The organism is Streptomyces iranensis, assembly GCF_017874715.1.
GTDB classification, from domain to species: Bacteria; Actinomycetota; Actinomycetes; order Streptomycetales; family Streptomycetaceae; genus Streptomyces; species Streptomyces iranensis.
Window position 1 is genome coordinate 1 of the sequence record NZ_JAGGLR010000050.1, and the last position, 15,339, is coordinate 15,339.

11 protein-coding genes and 4 pseudogenes are annotated in these 15,339 nt (G+C 67.1%); 8 read left to right on the forward strand and 7 right to left on the reverse strand.

Going from position 1 to position 15,339, the window contains the following annotated elements; genetic code table 11:
* Positions 1 to 182, reverse strand: a pseudogene (locus J2Z30_RS48600) (IS701 family transposase); the annotation flags it as partial.
* A gap of 59 nt (positions 183 to 241) precedes the next feature.
* On the opposite strand from J2Z30_RS48600, the gene J2Z30_RS48605 reads away from it, so the two are divergent.
* Entirely contained in the window at positions 242 to 802 is a 561-nt protein-coding gene (locus J2Z30_RS48605; protein WP_052702185.1) for a hypothetical protein, read from the forward strand.
* A gap of 367 nt (positions 803 to 1,169) precedes the next feature.
* Here J2Z30_RS48605 and J2Z30_RS48610 read toward each other — a convergent pair whose 3' ends face one another.
* Positions 1,170 to 1,577 (reverse strand): BlaI/MecI/CopY family transcriptional regulator, encoded by a 408-nt coding sequence (locus J2Z30_RS48610; protein WP_372453429.1) that lies wholly within the window; start codon positions 1,575 to 1,577, stop codon positions 1,170 to 1,172.
* A gap of 111 nt (positions 1,578 to 1,688) precedes the next feature.
* Here J2Z30_RS48610 and J2Z30_RS52060 point away from each other — a divergent pair, with 111 nt between their 5' ends.
* The gene (locus tag J2Z30_RS52060; protein WP_209469177.1) at positions 1,689 to 1,889 is read left to right on the forward strand and encodes a hypothetical protein; all 201 of its coding nucleotides are present in this window, start codon (positions 1,689 to 1,691) and stop codon (positions 1,887 to 1,889) included.
* Positions 1,890 to 2,148: 259 nt separating this feature from the next.
* Here the strand turns inward: J2Z30_RS52060 and J2Z30_RS48620 are convergent, their stop codons facing one another.
* From J2Z30_RS48620 to J2Z30_RS48635, 4 genes are all read right to left on the reverse strand, one after another.
* On the reverse strand, positions 2,149 to 4,614 hold the full coding sequence (locus J2Z30_RS48620; protein WP_245389348.1) for a preprotein translocase subunit SecA: 2,466 nt from the start codon (positions 4,612 to 4,614) through the stop codon (positions 2,149 to 2,151).
* A gap of 276 nt (positions 4,615 to 4,890) precedes the next feature.
* Positions 4,891 to 5,514 carry a GIY-YIG nuclease family protein gene (locus J2Z30_RS48625; protein WP_044582644.1) on the reverse strand — a complete coding sequence of 208 codons (624 nt, stop codon included), beginning with the start codon at positions 5,512 to 5,514 and terminating at the stop codon, positions 4,891 to 4,893.
* A 425-nt stretch (positions 5,515 to 5,939) separates the two neighbouring features.
* Positions 5,940 to 6,689: a hypothetical protein gene (locus J2Z30_RS48630; RefSeq protein ID WP_044582643.1), complete on the reverse strand. Its 750-nt coding sequence runs from the start codon at positions 6,687 to 6,689 to the stop codon at positions 5,940 to 5,942.
* A 324-nt stretch (positions 6,690 to 7,013) separates the two neighbouring features.
* Positions 7,014 to 7,397, reverse strand: coding sequence for a hypothetical protein (locus J2Z30_RS48635; protein ID WP_044582641.1), 384 nt, complete (start codon positions 7,395 to 7,397; stop codon positions 7,014 to 7,016).
* Between the two features lie 241 nt (positions 7,398 to 7,638).
* Between J2Z30_RS48635 and J2Z30_RS52065 the strand changes: the two are divergent.
* Positions 7,639 to 7,761: pseudogene (locus J2Z30_RS52065) on the forward strand (HNH endonuclease); the annotation flags it as partial.
* Positions 7,762 to 7,832: 71 nt separating this feature from the next.
* On the opposite strand, the pseudogene J2Z30_RS52230 reads toward J2Z30_RS52065, so the two are convergent.
* Positions 7,833 to 8,925 (reverse strand): annotated as a pseudogene (locus J2Z30_RS52230) (IS630 family transposase).
* A gap of 257 nt (positions 8,926 to 9,182) precedes the next feature.
* Between J2Z30_RS52230 and J2Z30_RS50655 the strand changes: the two are divergent.
* The 5 genes and pseudogenes from J2Z30_RS50655 (at position 9,183) to J2Z30_RS48665 (ending at position 15,116) form a co-directional block, all read left to right on the forward strand.
* Positions 9,183 to 9,557 (forward strand): helix-turn-helix domain-containing protein, encoded by a 375-nt coding sequence (locus tag J2Z30_RS50655; protein ID WP_078957450.1) that lies wholly within the window; start codon positions 9,183 to 9,185, stop codon positions 9,555 to 9,557.
* Positions 9,558 to 9,598: 41 nt separating this feature from the next.
* Positions 9,599 to 11,135: pseudogene (locus J2Z30_RS48650) on the forward strand (LacI family DNA-binding transcriptional regulator).
* Positions 11,136 to 11,681: 546 nt separating this feature from the next.
* Positions 11,682 to 12,404, forward strand: a complete 723-nt coding sequence (locus tag J2Z30_RS48655) for a helix-turn-helix domain-containing protein (protein WP_245389349.1) — start codon at positions 11,682 to 11,684, stop codon at positions 12,402 to 12,404.
* Positions 12,313 to 14,403: a hypothetical protein gene (locus J2Z30_RS48660; protein WP_044582635.1), complete on the forward strand. Its 2,091-nt coding sequence runs from the start codon at positions 12,313 to 12,315 to the stop codon at positions 14,401 to 14,403. The genes J2Z30_RS48655 and J2Z30_RS48660 overlap by 92 nt, the downstream gene beginning before the upstream one ends.
* Positions 14,403 to 15,116 carry a helix-turn-helix domain-containing protein gene (locus tag J2Z30_RS48665; RefSeq protein WP_044582632.1) on the forward strand — a complete coding sequence of 238 codons (714 nt, stop codon included), beginning with the start codon at positions 14,403 to 14,405 and terminating at the stop codon, positions 15,114 to 15,116. Before J2Z30_RS48660 ends, J2Z30_RS48665 begins: the two co-directional genes overlap by 1 nt.
* Positions 15,117 to 15,339: the final 223 nt, after the last annotated feature.

The following is a 15,339-nucleotide window of genomic DNA, read 5'->3' on the forward strand; positions in this document are numbered from 1 at the left end:
GCTACCGGCTCGGCCCCGGCCAGGCATGTCAGCGTTTTGTTCCGTTCCCGCGGCGCCAGCAACCCCGTGAGGTACTGACGAAAACCCCGACGCTGAGCCAGGGAGTCGAACAGATCATCAAAGCCGGCGGCGTACTGCTCCAGCGGTCCCGGAGCCGGCGGACACGGACGACGAGCGGTCATCACACACCCCTGCTCGCCCTTCTACTGCGGTCCCGACCCGATGTCAACAAACCACCGCTATGAACGCGATGCCCGCGGCGGAACGCCCGAAGGTGTACCAGATCCGCAACTTCCTGCGCCGTCTGCTGCTGGACCTGTGGGACGGGCCAGCGGCCACCGAACTTTCAGTGACCGCTCCTCTGGAAGTTCTCACCAGCACCCTGCGTAGCCGGTCAACACTCGGGCTCATCCTGGCCTTCCCCGCCGCCCCGTTTGTCCTCGGTCTCGCCTCCGACGATCTCTACGCCTTCGTCGAGTACACGCGCAGACAGCCCACCCACGCTGTGCGCCTGCGTCGGCTGCGGCACACCACCGCGCCACACCCGGTGTGGCAGGTCAACCCACACGAAGACCCCGACGCCTACACGCTGACGTTCGGACTGCCAGAACAGGTCGAGGCCTGGATCCTCGATCAGGAGGCAGGCGTACCCTCACGCACCCGCTGGGTGAAGCAGAGCATGCTATCGGCCATGACGGTGTACTGGATGGACGGCGACCACGCACACACCTTCCAGCTCCGCTACGAGCCCACAGCGTTCCGCAGCGATCTGCACTACTCACCGCTCTCACCTCCAGGCTGACGCAGCTGTCGATGCTCAGCTGCCACGTTCACCGCGCCGGTCCGCCTGCTTGCGGCGGCCGGGTGGGGCGGGGGAGGGGCCGCGTAGAGTGCCAGGCTTCGCCTGGCATGGCGAACGCGCTGAGCACTCCACGGTCAGCGCGCCCAGTCCACGGCTGCAGCCTGGGCGGGTGTGTGGGTGGGGATGGCCGATCACCGTGTCAGGCGAGCGGGTCGAGAGCCGGTTGTCGATGTCGTCGCAGAGACGACCGCTATGGAGCCGGTCGCGGTCAACTGGCCGTTCTTGGGCCGCACGACCCGGGAGCCATCGGCCCCGACCGCAAGGTGGCTGGCCTGCTCAAGATCGGCGATAACACCGTCACTGTCGTTCAGCGGTCAGAGCCCGCAGCCTGCTGGTCTGCCGGCTTGTCCTGTGCGGCAGCTCCCGCAGCCTCTGCGGCGGTGTAGAAGACGGACGCGCCCTGCTTGGTGCGCTGGGCCTGGTTCTTGGCCACGAGGTTTTCGAGTGTGGTGCGCACGACGGTGGTCTTGACGTTGCGCTCGGGGTGCTGCTCGTCGAGCGCGGCCGTGATTTCGGCTGCTGAGCGCGGCTCGCTCTGGCCTGTCAGGTGCTCGCGGACCAGGTCGACGAGGGTGGGCTGGGCCGATGGTACGGCGGATGCCTCGGGCGCGTTCTTCTTGCGGGACTGCTTGCGGGCTGGCGTGGTGGACTTCTTGGCCTGCGGCTGCTTGTCGGCCTTCGACGCGGCAGTCTTCTTCTTGCGGGGCGCGCGCACTGCTGTGGTGGAATCTTGCGACGGACTGTCTGCCAGATCTTCAGTGCGCCCGCCGACTGGCCCGCTGCTTCTGGCGTGGCGTCCCGGCGGCCGGACAACGGGTGTACGACGATGACGACTTCGAACTCGCGGCCCTGTAGCCGGTTCGCGGTGTCCACCGCCACGCCCGGCGGGCCGGGGCCGCCTGTCCGGGCGAGCGCGGACCAGGCCAGCCCGGGCGCGGTGGGCGACGCCGATGGCGTCCAGGGGTCGGCCGCTCTGGTGGCGCTCGCAGGTGGCGACCGCACCGCGTTCCAGCAGCCGGTCGGCTAGGTCGGCGGCGGTCTGGAGGGTCTCGGTGCCGGCGGCGCAGTTCGTGCAGGGCCCAGCCAGTGGTGAACAACTGCGCGAGGGTCTCGTCCAGGATCGCCGGCTGAACGTGGCGGCGCGGGCGGTGGCCCACTTGGCGGCGGTGCCAAGGCGAGGGACGCCATGAACTTCTCCGCGGGTGTCAATGACTTCGCCGCACGGGTGCCTGCTTCAGCGAAGTCCGGTTGCTGTCATCGCCTCAGAGGGAGCAGTAGAGGCGGGGCTACCGCTTCCGCTTCGGAGTGCTTTTTGCGCCGCGTGGTGGCCGCTTGGCGTTCGGGTGGATCGCGCGTTGAAGGTTTGATGCGGGCTGCAAGGACTGCAAGGTGGCCGTCAGCGTGGCGTCGAGCGGCCCGGTGTATCCGTCGTAGAACGGCCCGATGAGATCGCGGGTCGGTTCGTCGTACAGGAAGAGGACACCTCGTTGCAGGCCGAGCTGGTACTTCTTGGCCCGCACGTAGTCACGGAAGGTCTTCTTGGCGTCCTCGGGGGCCTGTCCTGCGGGGCGGGTGGCCCACACGAAGAGCCATCCTTCGGCCGGGTCAACGCTGGCTGTGACAGGCACCGTCATGCTGCGGCCACGGCCGTGGGGGTCCGGGTGGTTGAGGAGCTGATCACCGTGGCGCGCGAACTTGTGCTGGACGGACGTTGCCAGAGACAGCAACGTCGCGCCGATACTGAGCCATCCGGTGACCTTCCGTGACTGCAATTCGTCGATGAGAGAGGCAAGTGGCGAGGGCACCATCGCCGGTTTGGGCACGGACTCAGGGCCCGTGTCGGCACGTTGTTTGGCGTAGAACCACTGGTCGAGCGCGTCGGTCCGGCTGGTCAGGAAGACCGGGTTCTGTGCGCGGTAGCGGCGCAGCTCGGCTGTAGTCGGCTCGGGCAGGAACGAGAAGGCTGCACACACCTGCGCTGGGTCGGGCTCGACCCACAGGCCCTTTTCGAAGAAGTACAGGAACAGGTCCAACTCGTCCGCGGCGCGGAACATGACGGTGACATCGGGGTTGCGGCGTCGGCGCAGGTAAAGGAGGAACTCGGCCGGGCGCGCGACGAGCTCGGTGATCAGCTCGAGGTCGTGCAGGGACACTGTCCAGGGAATGTTGTCGGGGGAGAGCAGGCCGGCCCGTACCAGCTCTGCGGTCGCTGTCAGGACGGTCGAGAGGTCGTCGAGGCTGACGGCGATGGTGTGGATCTCGCAGATTTGGCTGAGGTCGACCCAGCCTTCGTCCTCGATGCGTAGGCCACCGTCCCGCTGGATTACATCCCGCATGCGGCCGGACTGCTCGGCCGCTTTCGTGATGATGCCGGTCAGGTCAGTGCGGATCCGTTTCGTCTTCCCTCCGCGGGACGCGGCGCTCAACGCGACGGCCTTGTCCTCCACGATGACGGCAACCTCGTCCAGGACGATGAGGTGGTCGCCCTCCACGCGCTTGGTGTACTTCGCCGGATCAGCAGTGTCGGCTTCCCGGTCGTTCGCGGGCAGGTAGTACTCGAAAGCGTCCCGGAAGCGGCCTCCGGGAAGTACGCGGGCCAGCGCGTCGCGCGTGCGGGACTCGAGAAGGTTCCCGCGGTGCTTGGCGTACCGGTCCCATGCGGGCTGCGACGTCTTCAGATGCTCTTCGAGGTTCTCCCGGACGGCGAACACGCTCAGTACCGGGTGCGGCAGCATGAGGCGCCCGCTGTCGCCGACGATGAGCGGCCGGGTACGCATCGGGTTCTTGCCGGTCGTGAACGCGTCGATGACGTCCGCAGGATCAGCCGTCCCGAGGTCGAGGCGGAACCGTTCGACAACGGCTCTGACACGTTCCATAGCGATGCCTGTGTGCGCGACGATGTCGTCGATGGCGACCGTGGCATGCTCGGCGCCGGGCTCGAACATCGACATGAGACTCGACCTGGCGAGGTCCATCAGTCTGTCGTCCGCCTGGCCCTTCTCCGTCGCGGCCATCGCGCCCAGAACTGCGTCGCCCATGGCTTCGAGGCGGTCGTTCAGGCCAGCGTGTTGCAGGTGGTGGCATGCGTCGAGGACAGCCAGGGCGTCGGTCGCGTCGAAGCCGAGCTGGTCGTTCAGTGCCGCGCGGACGCTCGGGTTGCCACCGAGGAGGGCCAGGTTGGTCGTCTTGACCATCTCCGGGTAGGACGAGTTGCGCAGCCACACCTCAGAGCCCCGAATGAGTAAGGACACGAGCGCGAGCTTGTCGGACGGGTCAACGGCAGCGAAGGACCGTAGCTGTGCGAGATGGAGGATCTTGCCAAGCTCGTCCTTCGCCTCCGAGACGAAGTGGCTCATCTGCTGAAACTCGACTGCGCGGGCATCAGCCGTCGCCGTCCCTTGCCGGGCGGCGAGAGCAACCAGCGCCAGCAGTTCCAGGTACGCGGCGTCCGCCTCCGCAGTGACGGGTATCTCGCCTTCCGGCGCCCACGGCAGAAATGCCTGGCGAGCCACCTCGATGAGCCGGATCGCATCGAACCGCCGCAGCTTCGCGACGAACTCCTCGACCGCCTCGTCGAACGCGGCCTCTACCTTCGCTGCAGGATCATCGCTGGCGACCGTGGCCATCAGCGCCGTCAACGCGGCCATGGAATCCGCCATCACTTGTGCGTGCGGATCGAACGTCGGCGTTGCCGAGCCGACACGGCGCTTCCTCTTGTGGCGGGCATTGCGCCGCTTCGATCGGGAACTCATGGTCTGATCTCACCATATGTCTGGATCGATTGGGTAACGGTTTGTGTCCGTTTTGATCAGCCGGTGTCGCCACACGCACCCTGGCCACCTCTGTTGCCCGCTGCCGCGTCCCCACCCGTCAACGCGGCCAAGGCCGAAGGTCGCTGCCGGATCTCTCGACGCCACACTCCTCGGCCAAGCCCCAGCCGCCCCGATCGAGTGCGTGCCGCAGACTGGGTACCCCGCGTGCCAGCTCCTGCGCCGCAGCGGGACAATCGGACCGGTCTCACATCTGACTTATTCGTGGACAGGGTCGAACTCGCCGAACTGTCGCAAAAATTCTTCCGCCGCTTCTGCAATCACCTGCACTGGGTCCGCGACACGGCGAAAATCGAACCACTCGCCACTAATCCGCCGCTGGCCGAACCGGTCATGCAGATGGCGTTCCAGCGGAAAGCCCCCACGAGCACTCCAACGCAGAACTAGGGGAGATGCAGACCCCCTCTGGAGCGACTTTATCCGGCTCTCGACCTCCGTGGCCACGCCGATCTTCACGGCCTTCGGGCTGTCCTTCGAGGACACGACGTACACCCAACGGCTATCGAGTGTTGGCTGCTTGGGAATGCGAGGACCCACGCGCATCGCAGCATCCATGCGCTCCTCCATTTCCTCGAACTCGCGGTCCTTCTTATCGTTGATCTCTGTCGCTACTGCGTCGAGAACGTCACGGGCCTCCTGGGCAGTAACGGCACCAGAGGCGATCAGGTCCAAGATCTCGATGACCGCAGGGATATCGATGTCCGTGCCATAACTGGGCGCCTCCCGGCGTACCTCACTGCCGTGGAACAGCCCCCAGTTCAGCGAGACGCCTCGGATCGAGTACCCCCCAATTTTCAGATCCACGGTGAAGGTCTGAGCCACAAAGAATGTCCTCTCGTTGACGTGCACCGCCAGGGAACGCTGAAGTCTGCCAGGGACCACTGACACACGGAGCAGGCAGGCGACACCGCGGATGCCGGACGACACCACTGCCGGCGCGAAGCTGCGGCACTGGTGCGGGCTCTGCCGCTCCCCGGGGGCGCCAAGCGGGTCCCTGGCACTGGTCGGCGACCCAACTCCATGCCCAAGGACACCGAACACCCTTGACGCGGTAGACGTCTTCGCCGTTGTACAGGACTGGGCGGACCTTCGTTCCGCAGCAGGAAGCTGCCCTCACCACGCCACACAGCCGCCTGTGGTCCTCGCTGTCGTTGCAGATCGCAACCGATTAGCTGGCCTTGCGTCAGTGCGGCTCCCTCTTGTTCAGCTGCGCTACGGGGCGGGTACGGTCCGGACCGCCGATGTCGTCAGGCCGTTCCCTCGGCGACCGTCGCTGTGACCTCGGCCCCGGGGTAGCGCTCTTCCAGCTCTTTGACCAGGGACTGCACCCGACGGACCGTCTCGATGGGACTGAGCGCTTGCAGCGACGGAAGCTCCGGCACCTGCTCCTTGCCCTTGGTCCAGCGCCCCTCGATGACGAGATCCGGACCGATGATGTGTCGCCCCTGCTCGTGGGCCTCGCGCACCGCGCATGCCGGTGGTGGTGTTCGCGTCACGGTCAGGCGCAACGTGCGGCCGGCGTACGGCCCCTCCCGGACCGGCTTCGGCACTGCCGGAGGGGCTTTGCGGGGCTCAAGCGGGTGTCGGCCGATCGGCCACCGCCGCGGCCCGTCACGCTCGAGGTCGAATTCCGGCAGGTACGGCCGGTCCGTGGCCGGGTTGATGGTGTTGCGGGCCTGCGCTTTCCACCGCTCGTACGTGCGGTGAGGCAGCGCACGCTCATTCGGAGCTTCCACTAACTCGAGGCCGTAGACGGTGTGAATGACACGTTTGGGAGACAATCCGAGCTTCACCGCGTACCTGTACATGATCGAAAAGGTCTCAGCGCGCAGCCGCACGCTGTCCGGCTTCTTGCCGTGGGGAGTGGGAAGGGCGAGTGAGACCAGCCAGATCGAGCTGCGGGGCGCTTCCTGACTCGCCTCGGCCGTCATCTTGATCCGACGGACCAGCTCAAGGTCATCGGTAACGCCCGCACGCGGGCTCTCTCGCCCGCGCACTTCGCTCTCTCCTGCCGCACCGCAGCGGCGTATCCTTCCCATCCCTATTCGATGGTTGCTCACCACGAGAGCGCCGATACCTCGATCATGCCTTGACTGCCCCACCCGCCGGTCTCCACGGGCGGGGCGCATCGTTGCAAGGCCCTCTTCACCACCCAGCCTTACGCCAGGCTCCTCTGGCCGCAACATCGAAGGCGTTCGTGCGGCTTGGCGTCTTGGAAAGGAAGACAGAAAGCGCCGAGCGCCATGGAAAGCGCCCGGACCGGCCATGCAAGTACTCCCGGTGCCCGGGCGAGGCGTGCGCTGTGGCTGTGGTCGCCAGCATCACGACGCTACGCATGGGTCATGAGAGTCCCACGGCAGCTCAAGTTGCTGGGGGAGCCGGGACAAGGTCAGCAGGAGGTCGTCACGGCGAAACTCGATGCCTGCTGCCAGCAAGGTACGCACGTGTTTGTCGAGTGCATCGAGGAGGTTGTCCGGCAGACCGACCGCGACGGGAATCTGCCAGGCGCCCTTGAGTAGAGCGTTGAGCTCGTGTTCTTGCACTTGCAGGTGGACATGGATCGACCAGGGTTCTACGACCTTCATCGGTCCGCGAACGGAGCAGCCGCGCTTGCCCAGGAGCCGGTTCCCTGCGAGCTGGAGTGCGCGCAACACTGCCATTTCCGAGATGGCGGTGACCAGCACTGCACGGTCCATCTGATCCATACTTCCCCATCCCCTGCTTGTCCTGATCATTGTCCGTGAATGCGTGCGGCTCGCTCTCGCTTTTCGGCCTGGCACAGCAGTTGCTCCTGCTACACGCGGCTTGCTACTGCGACGGTTCGCAGTGCAGAGGGCCCGTTACGATGACGCCGAGACACCTTCATTCCTTCGTTCGTCTGCGGTTGTTGTGCTCACGAAGTATTGCCGCTAAGGCCCGGTAGTCGACGCGGATGGCCGTCTTCAGGTGAGACGGCGGTGCTTGGCCTGCGGTTGTGCAAAAGACCTCACCATCGATCACATACAGCACCAGTCGGCGGGAGGCAGGCACAACATTGAGAACCTGCGCACGCTGTGCCTCCCCTGCAACAGCCGCAGCGGGCCGGGTCTCTACCAAGTCGATAAGCCGTGTGGGAACAATGGAAATTCCCGCTGGCATGGTTACTGCCGTTGTTGCCGTGATGTCGTCAAGGTGAGGCCGGTTTCGGCGAGACATCCGTCGACGAGGTTGCTGCGGTACTGGATCTGGCGGAGACCGTGCCGAAGCGCGCTCATGAGGTGGTCGGGGTCGGTGAAGGCGGTGTTGGCCTGGCTGCTGCGTCGCAGCAGTGACCAGATGCCTTCGACGGGGTTGAGGTCGGGCGCATAGGACGGCAGGAAATAGCAGGTGATCCAGTCGTGTGTGTCGATGAACTCCCGCAGCCGGCGGTCTCTGTGGACGTTCAGGTTGTCCCACACAAGGACGATCGGCGCGCCGAGTTGCTGGTGGGCGCCGATGAGCAGGTCGCGGTAGTCGGTCCAGGTGAAACTGCGTCTGCCGCCGCGCTTGTGGTCGACGTGCCGTTTGGGCCGGTAGATCAGTAGATCAAGCGTGAGCGTTCGCCCTGCTTGTAGCAGGCCAGGGCGGCGATGGAGAAACGGCGCTGGGAGCGTCCCCGCACCCGGATCACGGGCGTGTGGCCGCGCCTGGCCCAGGTGCGGGCGGTGGGCGGCGTCATCGAGAAGCCGGCCTCGTCTTCGAAGCACAGCCAGGCCCCGAGCGCCGCCACGGCGTTTCCACCTGGAGCCATGTCTCCTTCACCCACCCGGTGACGGCTTCCTCGTCGCGCTCGGTCGCGCGGCGGGCGGGGACCTGGTGGCTGAAGTCGTGCCGGTGCAGCATCTGCGCGATGGCCGACAGCGTCATGCTCTTGTGGAACCGGCGCCCGATCAGGGTCCTGATCCGCGCCAGCGTCCAGGTCTGGTCCGGCCAGCCGTGCGCTACTGGCCCCCTGGCCAGCTCCTGCTCGAGCACCGCGAACAGTGCCTCACTCAGCTTGGGCCTGGACGCCTGCCCCTTCGATTCCAGGGCCGGTGTTCCGCCGTGCTGCCATGCCTGGTGCCACCGCTGTACCGACCGTACGCTGACACGTAACTCCCTGGCGATCGTGGCATTGTCGTCTCCCCAGGCGAACAACTCGGCCGCCTGCATCCGGATGTGCTCGCGAAACGCCCGTCGCTCCGCGGTCAGCCCGCCCCCTTGCGGATACCTCATGTGACCGGCCTACTGCGCCCCCCAGCTTGTCGACCCCCACGACATCACGCCAGCAAGGTCAGTAGATGCTGTCCCGTATCGAACGCATCCAGCGCCGCTGCGATGTCGACGACTTCGTCGTCGCCGAGGCCCTCCTCGTCTCGCCCCTCGTGCTGCTGCGGGGGCCGAGCTGCCTGTGACGAGGTCCGTCCAGCACCGCTGACCAAGCACACCCGCCACCGAGATAGGAACCGCATTCCTTGCAGCGACATTCTGCGATGCACCCTGCCCCTGCGACGGGTCTCCCCTCCAGCAAGGCCGAAGCTGCCCTTCCGCGTCTCTACCGACCCGAGGAGATCGCCGAGGCTCTCGGCTGCTCCGCCTGGTGGGTCAAGGACCGAGCGCGACGCCGCTTGATTCCACACACGCGAGTCGGCCGTGCTTACCGCTTCACGGTCGGCCATCTCGCCGAGATCGTCCGCCTGTACGAGGAGCGGCCCGTGCGGTCTCCGCAAGGCGTCACAGCAGTGGCTGCTCCGGCATCGACGCCGGCCAGCCAGGCGTCCCCGCAACCTCGTCGGACGGGCGGCGCCTCAGCGCCGCGCCTACGTGCCCGGCCGCCGCGTCGGATGCAGTACGAGACAGTCGCGTAGCGCGCCACCAACCCAAGCGGAACAGGAGGAGGAAGCGGGACTTGGGTTTCGCGGAGAAGCGCGGGAACTACTGGCGGGGCCGGTACAAGACCGCGCCCGGCAAGCACCTCACGGTCGTCGACGACAGCGGCAAGGCGATCAAGTTCGCCACCAAGGGCGAGGCACAGCGCGCCGCGAGCGAGGCAGAGAACACGTACCGGCGCGGCGACTGGCGCGACCCGGCACTCGGCCAGGAGACCTTCGGCGAATACGCGAACCGTTGGTACGAGGCCCAGGACCTGGCCGCCTCGACCATGCAGAACTATAAGCGCCACATCGAGGAGCACTTGCTCCCCGAGTTCGAGGACAAGGCGCCCGTCGGCATCCTGCGCACGGACGTCGACCTGTGGGAGAAGAAGGAGAAGACCGCCTACGCGGCCTCCAGCGTCAAGACCTGGCGCTCGACCCTCCACCTGATCTTTGAGGACGCGATCGACGAGGGCCTGCTCACCTCCAACCCGGCGGCCAGGCGCCGTGGGCGCGGCAAGCGCACCGGCCGCTCCCGAGACCGCGGTCCGGAGAAGGTGATCACCGATGCCCTCGGCATCCTGCTGACCGCGGAGCGGGCCGCTCTCCTGTCGGGTCGCGACGACGAGTTCGTCGCCGTGGTCCTCAAGGGGTACACGGGCATGCGCTGGGGCGAGATCGTTGGCCTTGAGACTGAGTTCGTGCGTCCCGGGTCCTTCCGTGTCGAGTGGCAACTGTACGAACTCGACTCGGGCGAACTGGTGCGCTGCCCGCCCAAGGACGACAGCTACCGCACCCTTGACTCGATGGCCTGGCTGTCGGCGCTGGTCGCCGACCACATCGCCCGTACGAAACCCACGCCGTGCCGTGCCATGGCAAGACGTACGTCTTCCGGGGGCAAGGCGCGGCTCGCGCCGGTGGTCACCAGGGCGCGAAGCTCGCTGACGTCGCGCGCCGTGCCGGTGTCTCCACGGGCACAGTGTCCAACGTCCTCAACCGCCCCGACCGCGTTACCGAAGTCACGCGAGCAAAAGGGCGGAGCAGGCCATCGCGGACCTCGGGTTCGTGCGGGGCGGCGTCGTGCCGGAGCATGCCGCCCACTGGCGCAGGAACGGTTTTGCGACCTGGCTCTTCACCCCGGCGGTCTCCGGCTGGTACCCGAAGAAGGCGCCGCAGGAGCGACGACCCGTGCCCTTGCTCGGCGAACCGTGGCCCGGCGTGCCAGCCCGAGGGCGCGGCGCCAGTGAGCGGGCCGATGCCTGCTGGCTCCCGATCGCCAAGGGCCTCACCCCTCACGGCCTTCGCCACACCCACCGGACCGCAATGGAGGACCTTGGTACGGAGAAGGTGCTCATGGACGAACGCATGGGCCACATCGACGGCTCCATCTCCGCGCGCTACGCCCACGTCACCCCCGGCATGCGCAAACGACTCATACTCGGGTTGACCGAGCAGTGGGAGACAGCGCTCGACGCACGTTTGGCGATGAGTACCACATCACCAGTACGCGTACTGGGCGATCTCCTGCGGGCACGAAGCGAGTCATGTATGACTGTGAAGCCTTACCAATGAACGCCATTGGTCCCTGTCCGTCCTCCGTGCCCTGAGGCCGTACTCAGCACAACAACGTCAGCTAGCCCGCTCTCTGGTCTGTCGGTGCCCGGCGGGTTGCCCCTGGAGGTGGTCGACCCGCCCGCTCCCTGGGTACTAGGTGTGCCCGGTTGCTCGGACTGCTTACGCCGCCGAGTGGAACCGGGAACGAAATCACAGGCGGTGTCAGCGAGACGGGGACTCGGTGCTCACCGAGCTTGGTATCGGCCTCGGCCTCCGTCGCCTCTCCGCGCGGCCGCAGTCTTCCCCAGACAGCCGCCTACTGCCACGACGAATGAGCCAGGCTTCCACTGCTACTGGATCGGTCACCTTCACCACCGATCCCCGGCCCACCTGAGCCGCCCGGCGCCGATGACGCGGCACAGCCCAGCACGCCACCAGCTCTCCATCGGTGAGGACGTCACCACTTCGCCGCGTGTTTTGGGCGGGTACAGGCGAATTGACGTGACACGTGCGTCTCACTAATGTGGGTCCTCGATCAGATATCAGAGTTCGCTGATAGGTGCGATGGCTGTGCTGTTGACGACGGGCCAGGCGGCGGAAGAGCTCGGCTGTGCCATCACCACCTTCCGGCGGCTCATCCGCGCAGGCCTCCTGCCCGGCCTGTCGCAGCGAGGCGTCCGCGTGATGGTGCCCTATGAGGCTGTTCAGGCGCTACGCGACCGCCACAGAGCACCGCTGGAACGTCTTGACGCGCCTGAAATCGCGGTGCTGCGCGTCGATACCGCCCAACCCGCACAGGAACCGGACCGGGCCTGGATCGGCTTCTCCGCTCAGCTGCCGCCCGGCGACCTCCTCAAAGCACTGCGTGGCTGGTGGCGATGCGATGCCGCGAGCGTGGCGGCCGGGGGAGTGCTGCCCGTGACGCTCTCCGGCTACGTCATCGCTGTCCTGACCCGCCTCGACCGCTGGGAAAAGAACACCCAGGGCCGACGCGCATTTCCCGACGCCGTCCTGGCTGGCCATGTCACCGACCTGGTAACCCCCGCCACCGAACTGGCTGCCCCAACGGCAGCAGAACGCACCCTCGCCGGCCAGCTACTGGGTACACGCCTGGACTCCCACTCAGGTGGCGCCGTCGCCTATGTCACCACCAACACCGCCACCGTCAACCGACCCGCACCGCCCAAGGACCGTGATGGACGCCAAGACCTACAACGCTGCCCTCAGCGAGCTGCGCACCCTGCGGGACGAGATCAAACGAGCGAAGGCAGCGCTGGCCAAACTTGAAGCCGAGCGCGACAAGCACATCACCGCCATGACTGCCTACGCCAAAGCCAAGGCAGAACGCATCGGCCCCGCCGCCGGACTGGGCCTCGCCGAAGTCGTCGCGATCGCACCCACCCTCGCACCAGCGAGTCTCACCGCCTCACCGGAACAGGCCGAACCAGCCGCCACCGCACCTAACGCTCCCGACAGCGGCCCCGACGCAGCCTCTCCACAACCGGCCGACGAAGCACCAGGCGCGCCGACCCCCGCCATCTCCAGCCGCCCCCAGCAAGCAGCCGCCACATCGACCCCGCTGCTACCGCCGACGAGGGCCAGTGCTCTGTCGTCCATCCCGGAAGGACCGCAAGGAGACACCTGGTTCACCCACACCCCGAACCTGGCCTCCACACGGCCGAACTTCACCCAGCAGGCACGCTCCACAGTCTTCCTTGACGCCGCCACCGGAACCCTGGTCTACCGCGACCGCACCCTGCGCCTGGACCTGAGCACCGCCTCAGCCGGGGAAATCCTCACCGCCGTCTTCCACACGATCCCCGAGGGTGTGGAGCGGATCTACATCACCGCCGGCGACCCCTGGCACCGCCACGCCGACCAATACCCCTACCTCAAAGACGCAGTCGCCGCCTGGCTCAACGCCCCCACCCCCGGCTGGCGAACCGACACCGGCCGCGGCCGCGACCGCATGGCCGGCCACTTCGTCCACCCCCGCAACCCCGTAGGCCGCTACCAACGCGAAGGCGGCGAGCACCACGTGGAGATCCGCTCCGTGGGGGAGTGGTTCGACGTCGACGGAGCCGACCCCGCCATCGTCCGGGACGCCTTCGTCCTGCTGTGGAAGACCCTCCGCTCCCACTGGCCCGACGCCGTCATCATGGGTTCCCCCTCCCAGACTGGCCGGGACCTGTGGACCCGCACCATCCCCACCCGCGGTCAGTTCGCCGACGGCTATCCCGTCCTGTCTGAAGAGCTCCGCGGTCTCCTCCACGCCACCGCAGGCCAAGGCCGCACCGAACTCCTCACCCCTCCCGACGTACCCGACCAGCTCCCCGCACTCGTTGAGTACGACCGCACCTTCGCCTACGCCAAACACACCTGGAAATCCGCCGTCGGTACCCCCCGCCGCATCACCGCGGCCGCCTTCGCCTCCTGGAGCGAGAAGGAACAGACCAAAGCCCTCTTCGGCTGCGGCCACTGGCACGTCCGCGTCACCGTCCCCCACGACTGGAACCACGTCGGCATCCTGCCCGCACCAGCCCCCGGCGACCGCGCCTGGCACTACCCCAAAACCCCCGGCACCATCTTCACCACCTGGGCCGGCGGCCCCGAAATCTACACCGCCCTCACCAACCCGCTCACCCCCTGGAAGATTGAAATCCTCGACGGCATCCTCTGGGACGACGGCAAACCCCTGGACGACTGGTCGAAAAAACTCAAAGACTGCTGGACCCGCCTCACCACCCAAGCCACCATGCACGGCCACGAAAACCAGCGCACAGCCGCCCACCTCGCCTCCCGCGCGGTGCGCGCCATCCTCCTCTACGGCATCGGCTCCTTCGCCCAGCGCCCCCGCATTGTCACCGGCACCACCCCCCGCACCCTGGAACGCGACGTCCCCGCGGACGCCGAAATCATCGGCTTCGACGACCAGACCATCACCTGGCAACGCCCTACCGGCTTCGCCCGCGACCCCCATGCCCACCCCGAATGGGCCGCGGGAATCTGGTCCGCCGCCCGCGCCGCCCTCCTCTCCCAGCGCATGCGCGAAGACAACACCTACGTCGGAGCCCTCCACGCCCCACCCGGCACCGTCATCGCCTTCCGTACCGACGCCCTCTACCTCACCGCACCCCAGAACTGGCCCTACCACGGCCAGCCGGGCGACTACCTGCACAAAGGCCACCTCACCGGCCCCACCCCCGCCCCCGCAACCGAGGAAGACCTGCTCGCCCTGCGCGACGCAGGCCGTACTGCCCTCGCCCAGACCTCCAGCGAGGCCTGATGCCGCCCCGCAACCGCCGCCCGGCAGCACGCGAGCTGAACGAAGCCGCCCGTCTGACCGAACAACTCCGCGCCGCCGGCTACACCAAACGCGACATCGCCCGCATCATCGACCGTGACCCCTCCCTTGTTTCGCAGTTTTACACCCGCCACAAAGGCGCCGCCTTCGTCCCCGCCCTTCAGCACGTCCTCCAAGCCGTCCAGACCGCCGGTATCACCGACATCGACGAACTCGCCGCCCTCGCCGCCCCACGCATCACGCGTCGCACCACCGCCGTCGGCACCCGCGCTCGAGTCCGCACCAAAGCCGTCCTCATCACCCCCACCGGCACCGGCACCGGCCGCGTCGCCGCCGCCGCCATCGCCTCCGGCTCCACCCGACTACGCCCCCTGATCGCCGAAGCCGCTCGCCGCGACCTCCGCCTGGCCTTCACCGTCCGCATGCCGAAAACCGGCTACGTCCACCCCTCCGGCAGCCGCACCGACTCACCCGGCATCCGCCGTGCCGTCATCCAGCGCGCCGACCACACCGAGGAACGCTCCTATGGCGCAGCCACCACTGGTGGCTTCGACGCCGCAGACTTCGCCCGCCGGGTGGATGCTGCCGCTGGCGATGTCACTGCTGCCGTCCACCAGTGGCTCGTCGAAACCGGCCGCATCCATGAAGGCGCTCACATCTCTCACTTGGAGATCCGTACCTGGCGTCCTCGCTGATGGACCGCACGACACCGGAATTGCCGCTCAGCGCTGGCTGCCTTGTTGGGCGTGGCCAGCCACGCCCAACGCTCGGCCAGGATGGGCATCGTCGACCGAGTTACTGAACTTCCGGCTCCTGATGCACATGATCAAGATCGACGAACACGGGCACTACGCCGACCCCCGACGGCCGGATCAGCACGGTCCGCTTCGCCCAGGCCCCCAGGTTGCACCCGCAGCG